The 11,680-nt window shown below is 35.7% G+C and carries 11 protein-coding genes and 1 pseudogene; 10 read left to right on the plus strand and 2 right to left on the minus strand.

Going from position 1 to position 11,680, the window contains the following annotated elements; all coding sequences use genetic code 11:
• On the plus strand, positions 1-840 hold an 840-nt coding region (locus tag KI356_RS23535), incomplete at its 5' end, for an AI-2E family transporter (RefSeq protein ID WP_212936629.1).
• Positions 841-886: 46 nt separating this feature from the next.
• On the opposite strand, the gene KI356_RS23540 is transcribed toward KI356_RS23535, so the two are convergent.
• Positions 887-1,171 (minus strand): YesK family protein, encoded by a 285-nt coding sequence (locus tag KI356_RS23540; protein WP_128281407.1) that lies wholly within the window; start codon positions 1,169-1,171, stop codon positions 887-889.
• A gap of 112 nt (positions 1,172-1,283) precedes the next feature.
• Positions 1,284-2,228 carry an L-lactate dehydrogenase gene (locus KI356_RS23545; RefSeq protein ID WP_002012312.1) on the minus strand — a complete coding sequence of 315 codons (945 nt, stop codon included), beginning with the start codon at positions 2,226-2,228 and terminating at the stop codon, positions 1,284-1,286.
• Positions 2,229-2,427: 199 nt separating this feature from the next.
• On the opposite strand from KI356_RS23545, the gene KI356_RS23550 reads away from it, so the two are divergent.
• From KI356_RS23550 to KI356_RS23590, 9 genes and pseudogenes are all read left to right on the plus strand, one after another.
• Positions 2,428-3,876 (plus strand): flavin monoamine oxidase family protein, encoded by a 1,449-nt coding sequence (locus KI356_RS23550; protein WP_128281406.1) that lies wholly within the window; start codon positions 2,428-2,430, stop codon positions 3,874-3,876.
• Positions 3,877-4,067: 191 nt separating this feature from the next.
• Positions 4,068-4,367: pseudogene (tnpA, locus tag KI356_RS23555) on the plus strand (IS200/IS605 family transposase); the annotation flags it as partial.
• 5 nt (positions 4,368-4,372) lie between these two features.
• Positions 4,373-5,452, plus strand: coding sequence for an RNA-guided endonuclease TnpB family protein (locus KI356_RS23560; RefSeq protein ID WP_212936630.1), 1,080 nt, complete (start codon positions 4,373-4,375; stop codon positions 5,450-5,452).
• A gap of 246 nt (positions 5,453-5,698) precedes the next feature.
• Positions 5,699-6,616 carry a CobW family GTP-binding protein gene (locus tag KI356_RS23565; RefSeq protein ID WP_205685967.1) on the plus strand — a complete coding sequence of 306 codons (918 nt, stop codon included), beginning with the start codon at positions 5,699-5,701 and terminating at the stop codon, positions 6,614-6,616.
• Between the two features lie 298 nt (positions 6,617-6,914).
• On the plus strand, positions 6,915-8,132 hold the full coding sequence (locus KI356_RS23570) for a substrate-binding domain-containing protein (RefSeq protein ID WP_212936631.1): 1,218 nt from the start codon (positions 6,915-6,917) through the stop codon (positions 8,130-8,132).
• Positions 8,133-8,221: 89 nt separating this feature from the next.
• Positions 8,222-8,995 carry an ABC transporter ATP-binding protein gene (locus KI356_RS23575; protein ID WP_212936632.1) on the plus strand — a complete coding sequence of 258 codons (774 nt, stop codon included), beginning with the start codon at positions 8,222-8,224 and terminating at the stop codon, positions 8,993-8,995.
• Positions 8,973-9,677 (plus strand): branched-chain amino acid ABC transporter ATP-binding protein, encoded by a 705-nt coding sequence (locus KI356_RS23580; RefSeq protein WP_002148734.1) that lies wholly within the window; start codon positions 8,973-8,975, stop codon positions 9,675-9,677. Before KI356_RS23575 ends, KI356_RS23580 begins: the two co-directional genes overlap by 23 nt.
• 22 nt (positions 9,678-9,699) lie before the next feature.
• Positions 9,700-10,560: a branched-chain amino acid ABC transporter permease gene (locus tag KI356_RS23585; RefSeq protein WP_002118354.1), complete on the plus strand. Its 861-nt coding sequence runs from the start codon at positions 9,700-9,702 to the stop codon at positions 10,558-10,560.
• A gap of 49 nt (positions 10,561-10,609) precedes the next feature.
• Complete coding sequence (locus KI356_RS23590; RefSeq protein WP_128281710.1) at positions 10,610-11,563, plus strand: branched-chain amino acid ABC transporter permease; 954 nt, start codon at positions 10,610-10,612, stop codon at positions 11,561-11,563.
• The last annotated feature ends 117 nt before the right edge of the window (positions 11,564-11,680 follow it).

Raw genomic sequence — 11,680 nt, forward strand, 5'->3', positions numbered from 1 at the left:
AGGAAAGTGGTTATTGCTGGTTTATATATTGTATTAGTGACGTTTATTGTAACTACACTATATAAATATTTGCCTGTACTAACGATACAAATTTCACAATTAATTTATCAATTTAAATTATTTTTTCAAAACCCACCTGATAACGAGATAATTAAATATGCACTTTCGACAATTAATGGAATGGAAGTATCGAAATATATCGAACAAGGTGTAGATGTCATTTATCAATCGATAGCAAACATAGGAAAAGTCAGTTTGCAAATACTACTTTCTCTTATTTTAAGCCTCTTTTTCTTATTAGAAAAAGAACGCATTATAGCATTTACTTCGAAATTTAAAGATAGTAAGCTGAAAATTTTTTATGAGGAGATTGCATATTTCGGTGAAAGATTTGCAAGATCGTTCGGAAAAGTGATTGAAGCACAGTTTTTAATCGCGGTTGTCAATTGTGTGCTCACTGTAATTGCACTTGTCATTTTAGGATTTCCGCAGCTTCTTGTATTGGCTGTCATGGTCTTTCTACTCGGTTTGATTCCAGTTGCTGGTGTTATTATTTCCTTGTTTCCACTTTGTATAATTGCCTATAATGTCGGTGGGGTTATGTATGTTGTATACATACTAGTGTTCATTACAGTAATCCATGCTCTTGAAAGTTATTTTTTAAATCCAAAATTTATGTCTGCAAAAACGAATTTGCCAGTATTTTATACATTTATGATTCTTATCTTTTCAGAGCATTTCCTCGGAATATGGGGGCTTATTATTGGGATTCCAATCTTTATCTTTTTATTAGATGTACTTGACGTAAATAATGATGAACCGATTAATGATAATAAGTGATAGAAAATAACCGATGTTTTCTCTTGATGAAAACATCGGTTATTTGTTATTTTTTCTTTGGAGGAGGAAGTTTAATGAAGGTATTTGCAATTAAAGCTATAATAACAGCAGCAAAAATAAAGACTGCGATTACACCAACTCCCATACCTGCCCATCCTCCTATAAGGAAGATACTTATCGGTATTGCTAACAAGCTTAAAATAATTAGAATCAATCCAAGATTCTTATCATATTTTTTAGTTGGAAATAGCGTTCTGATGATTAAGAAGAGGAAAAGTATTAAGGATGCAGCGGCAAGCAAGAGGATTGCAATCGTCCAAGAATCATTCATGAAATCACTCCTTTTTATAGATAATATTACCGTTTAAATTGAGGGGGAACTATAAAAATATAAAAAAGCAATCCAATATAAATCGGATTGCTTTTTTGATTGAAAAATACGATTAAAGAACAGGAGCCATTGTTTCTTTCAATACTTGAACAGAGTGATCGAATTTTAATTCTTCCTCTTCACTTAGTTCAACTTCTAAAATTTCACGAACACCGCCGCGGTTTAAAACAGCAGGTACGCCGATATAAACATCTTGTTGGCCGTATTGACCTTCAAGATATGCTGATACAGTTAATACGCTGTTTTCATTGCTTAAGATTGCTTTCGTAACACGCAGCAGTGACATACCAATGCCGTAGTATGTAGCACCTTTTCGTTCAATAATGTGATAAGCTGCATCACGAACGTTTACGAAAATATCATCTAAATCTTTTTGGTTATATGTGTTGTCTTTTTCAAGAAGCGTTTGTAGTTTCTGAATACCAATTGATACGTGACTCCACACCGGAAGTTCTGTATCACCGTGCTCTCCGATAATATAAGCGTGAATGTTATGAGGTCCAATATCGAAGTACTCACCTAACATATAGCGGAAACGAGCAGAATCAAGAGTTGTACCAGAACCAATTACGCGCTCTTTCGGTAATCCAGATTCTTTCCACGTTACGTAAGTTAAAATATCAACAGGGTTCGTTGCGATTAAGAAGATACCGTCAAATCCGCTATCCATAATGCTACGAACAATTTGCTTGAAAATTTTAGCGTTTTTCTCAACTAAATCTAGGCGTGTTTCACCTGGCTTTTGTGGTAACCCAGCTGTAATTACAACAAGATCTGCGTCTTTACAATCTTCATAACTCCCTTTCCAAACTTTTGTTGGAGCTGGTGCGAAAGGTACGGCATGGCTTAAGTCCATTGCTTCTCCTTCTGCTTTTGCTTCATTTACATCAACTAAAACAAATTCTTCAGCAACTGCTTGGTTAATCATGCAGTAAGCATAGCTACATCCTACTGCTCCTGTTCCTACTAATACAACACGGTTAATACCTTTTTTCATTTCAAAATTCCTCGCTATTTCATTAATTTTTTATGTAAGATAATACGTCTTACTTCTAAAGTTTCATATCTATTTTATTACATTTTATAAAAGATATTCAAGTAATTGAAAATGTATCCGCTCAATTCCTTGAATGAAACATAGGAATTCTGTTAAACGAATATAATTCAGTAAAATCCTTCGTAAAGGGGGAATTGGCATGGGGAATCCATTATCGATGGGAAAAATGCTTCAAATTATTCATGAGGGGCTTGCCAAAACAAATACCCCAAAACGGATTACAATTGCCGGTGCAGGGATGTCCGGGTTAGTTGCAGCATCTTTATTAAAAGAAGCTGGGCACGAGGTAACGATTATAGAAGCAAACAACAGAATAGGTGGCAGGGTGTATACAATTCGTGAACCATTTAGTGCAGGATTATATTTTAACGCAGGTCCTATGCGTATTCCGGAGACTCATGATTTAACATTAGCCTATATTCGTAAATTTAAACTACCGTTAAATCTTTTTATTAATAAAACTTCTTCAGATATAATTTATACGAATAACATTAGAACGAGATTGAATGTGTTTGAAAACGATCCAAGTGTACTTGGATTTCCAGTTTTAGAAAAAGAGAGAGGGAAAACGGCAGAAGAATTAATGCTAGAGGTATTAGAACCTATACTTAATTATATTAAGAAAGATCCTAATAAAAACTGGATTATTGTTGAAAAAAAGTATAAAGCATATTCGCTCGGTTCATTTTTAACCGAGTATTATTCAGATGGAGCAATAGATATGATCGGAGTACTTCTTGATATGGAAGCATACATGGGAATGTCTTTAATTGAAGTATTACGAGAAATGATCTTTTTCACTTCAACGACGAAATATTATGAGATAACAGGCGGGATGGACGCATTACCAAATTCATTTTTATCGCAGCTAAAGGATAATATTTTTATGTCATATAAAGTGGATAAAATAATGCAGGAAGATAATAAAGTGATGATGCAAGTAAAACATGAACATACGTTAGAGCAATTTATAGTAACGGGTGATATTGCTATTATCACAATTCCATTTTCAGCTTTGCGATTTGTAGAAGTCCAGCCGTATCATTTATTCTCTTATTATAAAAGACGGGCAATTCGTGAATTAAATTATATTGCAGCAACTAAAATTGCGATAGAGTTCAAAAGTAGATTTTGGGAAAGAGCGAGGCAGTGTGGTGGGAAATCTATCACGGATTTACCGATACGTTTTACATATTATCCGAGCTATGGAATTCAGTCACCAGGGGCAGCTATCGTTATAGCAAGTTATACGTGGGCAGATGAAGCGTTAACGTGGGATAGTCTCTCACAGAGAGATCGTATTCGTTATGCATTGAAAAATTTAGCGCAAATTTATGGGAATGTGGTCTATAGTGAGTTTATTACAGGGGAATCTTTTAGCTGGAGTAAGAATCCGTATTCTTGCGGAGCATTTACAGCTTTTGAACCAGGGCAAGAGCTTGAATTGTTTCCATATATTACGCCGCCAGCGGGCAGAGTGCACTTTGCAGGAGAACATACGACATTAACACATGGGTGGATGCAGGGAGCAATCGAGTCTGGAATTAGAGTTGCTCATGAAGTGAATGAAAATGAAACGATAATCTAGCAGTTTTGTTTACAGCCCTTTTCGAACGAGAAAGCCCATTGCCTTTAGGCATGGGATGAAAGTGAGGTTGGATACGGAGTACCACTAAAAATCGTAAGGTTCGTGTACTTTAAGTATCCAAAGTATAGGTAGTTTCTTTGGGTCTGTTTGTTGTAATTTTTCGGAAATAAATGATACTATGATAAATGATTATAGAAGAACGTTTCAAAGTGTTGGTTGAAGAGATATGTAACGATCTTGATATTGTTAGTATCACAATGGAATAGGATACCAACCACGTTCATTTGTTTTTAAATACACTGTCAACACTTAGTTCTGCTGATACAATGGCAAAAATAAAAGGAGTGACATCAAAGTGTTTGAGAGAAGAATTCCCTCATCACATGCACTTGCAAAGTTTATAGACGCGTTCCCATTTTGTTTCTACTGCTGGAAATGTATCAAATGAGACAATAAAACAGTATGTTGAGAATCAAAAAACAAAGGGGTGAAACGTATGTCACAGACCCTAACAGTGAAAGTGAAATTGCTTCCCACAAAAGAACAAATCCGTTTATTGGAACAAAGTAGCCACGAGTATATTAAAGTCATAAATACACTTATATTGGAAATGGTTGAAGCAAAGAAAAGCACGAAAAAAAGCACAAAGGATATTGAAGCTAATATTCCAAGTGCGGTGAAGAATCAAGCAATTAAAGACGCGAAAAGTTTGTTTGCTACAAAAGTAAAGAAAAGCAAGTGTAAAATCATTCCGATTTTAAAGAGGCCTGTTTGTGTATGGAACAATCAAAATTATTCATTTGACTCCACTCATATTTCAATCCCGTTTAAGGTAAAAGGAAAGTCAACTCGTTTAAAGGTCCGTGCTTTATTAATCGATAAAACAAATCGCAATTTGGACTTGTTAAAACATAAGTTAGGTACACTTCGTATCACAAAGAAATCGAATAAGTGGATGGCCCAAATATCTGTCACACTTCCTACAAATGAAAGAGCAGGGGCGAAAATTTTAGGAGTAGACCTAGGTCTCAAAGTCCCTGCGGTAGCAATCACAGACGATGACAAGGTTCGTTTCTTTGGGAATGGTAGGCAAAATAAATATAGGAAGCGTAAGTTTCGTAGTGTTCGTAAGAAGTTAGGAAAAGACAAAAAAGTGAATGCGATTCGGCGATTTGATGATAAAGAACAAAGATGGATGCAAGATAAAGATCACAAAATAAGTCGTGAAATCATTGATTTTGCGATTGCTAATCATATTTCTGTCATTCGTTTAGAGCAACTAACGAATATAAGACAGACGGCAAGAACAAGCCGTAAAAACGAAAAAAACCTACACGCTTGGTCATTCTATCGTTTGTCACGATTTATTGCGTATAAAGCAACATTAGTTGGTATTCAGGTTGAATATGTAAATCCGGCTTATACAAGTCAAAGCTGTCCGAAATGCGCTGAAAAGAATAAGGCACAAGACAGAAAATACAAGTGTCCATGTGGGTTTGGGACACATCGTGATATCGTTGGGGCGATGAATATTCGCTACGCAACTGTGATTGATGGTAACAGTCAATCAGCCTAAGCGCCTATATGGTCTGGTTTAGGAGGGGCAATGAGATGCCCTCATCTTGAAGGCTGTTTAAAACAGAAATGGACTGCGAACGTTTAGTCATTCAAGAATCCCACCCGTAAATCCGTAAGGATTCGGGCTTGCGACTTTAGTCGTGGGAGTCTCAAAAATAGGTATTCTTTTAATAAAATGATAAGTATAAATCGTAATAATTACGCTTTGAAGGAATTTGAAGTAGAGAAATGGATGGTCGGTCGAATGAGTAAAGTAGAAATTCATATATTAGGTGGTTTTTTAGGTAGCGGAAAATCAACATTGCTGCAAAATTTATTATTAGCAGAAAAGAAGAAAAATCGAAAAGTTGCAGTTTTAATGAATGAAATAGGTGAATACTCGGTAGATACAGATATTATTGGGAAAGAGAATGTGTTAAGGGAACTTCTGAAAGGATGTATTTGTTGTACGTTAAAAGAAGAACTTGAAATACAATTACATTCATTATATCAACAGGAAAGACCGGATGTAATTTATATAGAAACAACAGGCGTTGCACATCCAATCGAAGTGTTAGATGCATGTGTATCACCAATTTTAGCTCCTTTCCTTGAAGTGAAATCCATAGTAGTCGTATTAGATGCAGTGAGATGGTTAAACCGAAGTATATTAAGTGCAAATGTACAACAACTATTACATGAGCAAATGAAATATGGAAGTCATATTCTTATTAATAAATCAGATTTATTAACAGGTGAAGATAAAAATAAAGTATTTGAAGATGTAAAAGCAATAAATAATCATGCGAAATTGTTTGAAACAAAGTATTGTAATATATCTTTAAATGACATAGAAGAAGCTGAATTTGCGAGTGGTGGAGAACATGAGACACTTCATGTTAAACAGCATTTACATATACAAACAATGACGTATCAATTTACGAAATCGATTGATCAAGACAAATTATATGAATGGCTTTCGAATTTACCAGATAGTATTTATCGTGTGAAAGGTTTTGTGAAATTCCATGGAGATAAATACCCTCACCTATTCCAATATTCATTTGGGGTACCGACTTTATTAGAACAAGACTTCGGTTATCCGACAAACTTGGTAGTAATAGGGGAAAGATTAGATAAGAAACTATTGGTTGAAGGATTAGAGAAAGTCGAAAATAATTAATCAGTTTTTCTATTCATGTTTTTTATGTAAGCTGCAAATAATTGACTTCATTCATTAAGTCAATTATTTGCAGCTTTTTGCGTGATGAATACTGTAATGAAACAGTAATTTCATTTGAACAACGGAATATATATTGATTGTATGTCCGTTTCCATTTAATAGGAAGGTGATTATAGACTTATGCCGAATGTAGAGGTTACTACAAGAGTTTCCATTACCAATTTTAAAGTCATGATTACGGACAGGGGAATTTGGCGTGTTTGATTCTATCAGAAAGTAAAGTATGGGGAGGATCACAATGTCGATGGAAAAACGTAAATGGCTAAGAACGGTGGTTACTGGTTGTGTTTTAGGCTCGTTATTAGTAACAGCGGCTTGTTCGGGAAAGAAGACAAGTACAGAAGATGAAAAAACGATTAAGGTAGGGGTTCTTGCTTCACTAACAGGCCCGCTAGAATCGTATGGAAAACAAACGGTAAATGGATTTGAATTAGGGTTAGACTATGCAACTGGTGGAACAGGGAAAGTAGAAGGAAAGAAGATTAAGTTTGTTGTAGAAGATACGGAAACGAAAGCAGATGTAGCGGTTAAGAAGGCTACGAAATTATTAGAAGAAGAGAAAGTTGATTTTTTAGTCGGATCATCTAGTTCAAGTGATACATTAGCAGTTTTACCACTAGCTGAAGAGTATAAAAAGATTATGGTTGTAGAACCGGCAGTTGCTGATAGTATTACCGGGAAGAACTGGAATAAATATATTTTTAGAACAGGAAGAAACTCTTCGCAAGATGCGATTGCTGGGGCTGCCTCAATTGCTAAAAAAGGTGTAAAGATTGCGACGTTTGCTCCAGATAATGCTTTCGGTCGTGAAGGAATTGCAGCATTTAAAGCGGGAGCGAAGAAATTAGGTGCGAATATTGTAAACGAGCAATACGCGGATACGAATGCAACTGATTTTACTGCAAATATTCAAAATATTATTAGCTCAAAACCAGATTATTTATTTATCGTTTGGGCAGGTGCGAATTCACCATGGAAACAGTTGAAAGATATGAATGTGGAAGCGCAAGGTATTAAAATTTCTACTGGTGCACCTGATATACCAGCATTAAAAACGATGGATGCGCTAATAGGGATGCAAGGGTTTTCTGTTTATTATCACTCACTTCCAAAGAATAAGGTGAACGATTGGCTAGTTGAAGAACATAAAAAACGTTTTAATGGTGCTGTTCCAGATCTGTTTACAGCAGGAGGAATGTCAGCGGCGATTTCTATCGTCGAAGCTTTGAAGAAAACGAAGGGAGATACAGATGTAGATACACTTATTAAGAAAATGGAAGGGATGGAATTTGAGACACCGAAAGGAAAGATGAAATTTAGAGAGAAGGATCATCAAGCATTACAAACTCTTTATTCTATAACTCTGAAAAAGCAAGAGGGTGTTGATTATCCAGTACCAGTGTTAGAGCGAGAATTAACAATGAAAGAAACAGAACCGTCTGTTCAAAATAAATAAACTGAATTTTCTGTTGTTTTTTATAAAGAGGGGATACCCTCTTTATACTTATTTCTTTCATAAACATGGCTTTCAGTGGGAGGGATTTCATGACACATTTGTTAGAGACGAAAAATCTTTGTGTATCTTTTGGGGATCATCATGTTATTAAGGGTGTTAATTTAACGGTACAAAAAGGAAAGCTCATTTCAATTATTGGACCGAATGGTGCTGGAAAGACAACGCTATTCAATTTACTAAGTGGGCAAATTTCTCCGACGAAAGGCGAAGTTTATTTTAAAGGGGAGGATATTACAAAATTATCAATTTCAGATCGAACGCGCTTGGGGATTGGTCGTTCTTTTCAGTTGACAAATATATTTCCAGAGCTAACAGTACTTGAAAATGTGCGTTTAAGTGTTCAATCGTTTGTTCAGGATTATTACAGTTTCTTTCCAAATGCAGCCAAGTTAAAGCAGCAAACTGGAGAAGCGAGACGTCTTTTGAAGACAGTACTCCTTCACGAGAAAGGGGACGTATTAGCTAAAGACTTAGCTCACGGAGAAAAAAGAAAGTTAGAGCTTGCTATGTTGTTAGCATTAAAGACAGATGTATTACTATTAGATGAGCCGACAGCAGGTATTTCAGTTGAGGAAGTTCCGGCTATATTACAAGTAATCGAAAATATTAAAAAGAATCCAGAGAGCACGATTGTACTTATTGAGCACAAAATGGATATGGTGCTAGATTTATCAGATCATCTTATCGTTTTATTTCATGGTGAGTTATTGGCTGAAGGGTTACCGGAAGAAATGATGAAAGATGAGCGAGTACGAAGTGCTTATTTAGGGGGATTATACAGTGGCACTATTACAAGTGAATAATATAGAGACGTATTTAGATCAGTTTCATATTTTACAAGGAGTGTCCCTTTCGGTTGAGAAGGGAACGATTACAGTATTGTTTGGAAGAAATGGAGCTGGAAAAACAACAACATTGCGGTCGGTTATGGGGTTTCACCGGATAGCAAATGGAGAAGTTTATTATGATAACACAAAAGTAAATGGATTATCTACACATTTAATTTCAAGAAAAGGTATAGGTTATGTGCCAGAAAATCAAGGTATTTTTCATGATTTGACAGTAGAAGAAACATTCGCACTTGCTAGGGGAAAGATAGGAAAAGAATCTGAAGAGAAAATAGATTGGATGCTCGAACTATTTCCAGATTTAAAGCAGTTTTGGAATAAGAAAAGTGGGCTCTTAAGCGGGGGACAAAAGCAAATGTTGGCTATTTCAAGAGCATTTATTAATAGTGATGGACTATTGCTTATTGATGAGCCGAGTAAAGGGCTGTCTCCAATTATGATAGAAAAATTAATGGTAGCTATTTTGAAAATGAAGGAAAAAACGACTGTTTTACTTGTTGAACAAAATTTTATGATGGCTAGTCAAATCGGTGATTATTTTTACATTATGGATAATGGGCGCATTGTGCATAACGGTTTCATGGAGGAACTGCGGGAGGATAAGGAAACATGTCATAAATATTTAGGTATTTCTTAACATTGATACGGGGGGATAGAACGTGGATGTGTTAATTAACTTATTTGTAAACGGCGTTTCGACAGGGATGCTTATTTTTTTATTAGCGTCTGGTTTATCACTTATTTTCGGTTTAATGAGCGTACTGAATTTTGCGCATGGCGGTTTATTTGCATGGGGAGCATTTACAGGCGTTTGGTTATTCAATATGACAGGTAGTTATTTATTAGCACTAATTGGAGCAGTCGCTATGGGGATGTTTCTCGGTTTCATTTTAGAAAGATTTCTTATTAGACCAGTGTATGGAAACCATGTTCGGCAGCTTCTCGTTACACTCGGAGGAATGCTCGTTCTTAGCGAGTGTATCAAAATATTTTGGGGTCCTAATCCAATTGTTGCAAAATTACCGTTATGGCTTCAAGGAAGCTTCACATTTGGAGGAGTTATCTTAATAAAATATCGCCTATTCGTTATTTTAGTTGGGATACTAATTTACATCGCTTTACTATTGCTGCTGAAAAAAACAAAGATAGGGCTTATGATTCGCGCTGGTGTAATGGATAAAGAGATGGTTCAAGCTCTCGGAATTAACGTAAAAGCGATATTCTCGTTTGTTTTTTTATTAGGAGCAGGGATGGCGGCGTTAGGTGGTTTTCTACTAGCACCATATTCAGGAGTTATTTTCGCTGAGATGGGCATGCAGTATGCAATTTTAGCCTTTATAGTAGTTATCATTGGAGGATTAGGTAGCGTACAAGGTTCAGCGATAGCTTCTTTAATCGTTGGATTAGCCGGTGCTTTTACAGCGTATTATGTGCCAGATTTATCTCTTGCAATCAATATGTTAATGTTACTATTTTTCTTAATAGTGAAGCCAACGGGACTCGTTGGTGAAAAGGGGTGACATGGTGAACAGCACATCGAACCGAATTAAAGTATACTTCGGAGTTTTTATGCTCATTTGTTTAAGTGTATTTCCATTCGTAAATGATTCACGGAGCTTGTTAATTTTGTTCACTCAAATCTTCATCTTTGCTATTTTCGCTATGAGTTTTGATGTTCTCCTTGGATATACGGGTATTGTTTCATTCGGTCATTGTATGTTCTTTGGAATAGGGGCGTATGGTGTGGCACTCTTATTTGATCGGCAAGGAGTGTCTATAATGAGCTTTTTTATAGGAATAGCAGCTGCTATTATTATTTCGGCCATCGTTAGTTATATTATCGGTATGCTGTCATTACGTTTGAAAAGTCATTTTTATGCAATGTTAACGCTCGCTATTTCTCAGCTGTTTTTTGTACTTGCTGAAAAATGGCGTACGCTGACTCACGGAGGAGATGGATTTACATTTGGTGTACCAGATATATTCCGTGATCGCTTTACGTTTTATTACGTAACGCTTATATGTTTAATTTTCATTTTTATTTTGTTACGTCTTTTCACAAAATCTTCTATTGGAAAAGTGTTAAAGGCAATTTCACAAAATGAACAACGTGTTGAAGCGCTTGGATATAAAGTTCTCCATTATAAGATTATCGCAAGTGTAGTGGCAGGAGTAGTTGCTACGATTAGTGGGGGATTATTTGTTATCACATTACGTTTTGTAAATACGACGGTATTTTCAATTGAAATGACGCTAAACGCATTATTGATGACAATGATTGGAGGAGTTGGAACATTAATTGGAGCAATTGCTGGAGCTGGGATTATTGAATCACTGAAATATTATTTATCAGAACTAGCGACAGAGTATCCGATTTTTGAAAGATGGACGATTATTCTTGGTTTATTATACATTATCGTGCTACTAGTTTTTCCAAAAGGATTAGTTGGAACGATTAAGAAGTTGAAGAATTTTAAAAGAAGTAAGAAGGAGAAGAGTACAGGGGTGGAGCAGAACGTGTGAAATGTATGAATTATAAGGTAAGTCTTCAAGATAAAAAGGGATGTCCTAGTAGTTGAACATTTTAACTAGGTAACATCCCTTTATATTTTATTAAGCGGATAGTATATGAAGTTATAT

This window comes from Bacillus hominis (assembly GCF_018332515.1).
Lineage (GTDB): Bacteria > Bacillota > Bacilli > Bacillales > Bacillaceae_G > Bacillus_A > Bacillus_A hominis.

What these genes read in the sequence shown, in the direction of transcription:
- KI356_RS23540 (WP_128281407.1), bottom strand. Translation starts at nt 1,171, where the DNA reads ATGAATGATTCTTGGACGATTGCAATCCTCTTGCTTGCCGCTGCATCC.
- KI356_RS23545 (WP_002012312.1), bottom strand. Translation starts at nt 2,228, where the DNA reads ATGAAAAAAGGTATTAACCGTGTTGTATTAGTAGGAACAGGAGCAGTA.
- KI356_RS23550 (WP_128281406.1), top strand. Translation starts at nt 2,428, where the DNA reads ATGGGGAATCCATTATCGATGGGAAAAATGCTTCAAATTATTCATGAG.
- KI356_RS23560 (WP_212936630.1), top strand. Translation starts at nt 4,373, where the DNA reads ATGTCACAGACCCTAACAGTGAAAGTGAAATTGCTTCCCACAAAAGAA.
- KI356_RS23565 (WP_205685967.1), top strand. Translation starts at nt 5,699, where the DNA reads ATGAGTAAAGTAGAAATTCATATATTAGGTGGTTTTTTAGGTAGCGGA.
- KI356_RS23570 (WP_212936631.1), top strand. Translation starts at nt 6,915, where the DNA reads ATGTCGATGGAAAAACGTAAATGGCTAAGAACGGTGGTTACTGGTTGT.
- KI356_RS23575 (WP_212936632.1), top strand. Translation starts at nt 8,222, where the DNA reads ATGACACATTTGTTAGAGACGAAAAATCTTTGTGTATCTTTTGGGGAT.
- KI356_RS23590 (WP_128281710.1), top strand. Translation starts at nt 10,610, where the DNA reads ATGCTCATTTGTTTAAGTGTATTTCCATTCGTAAATGATTCACGGAGC.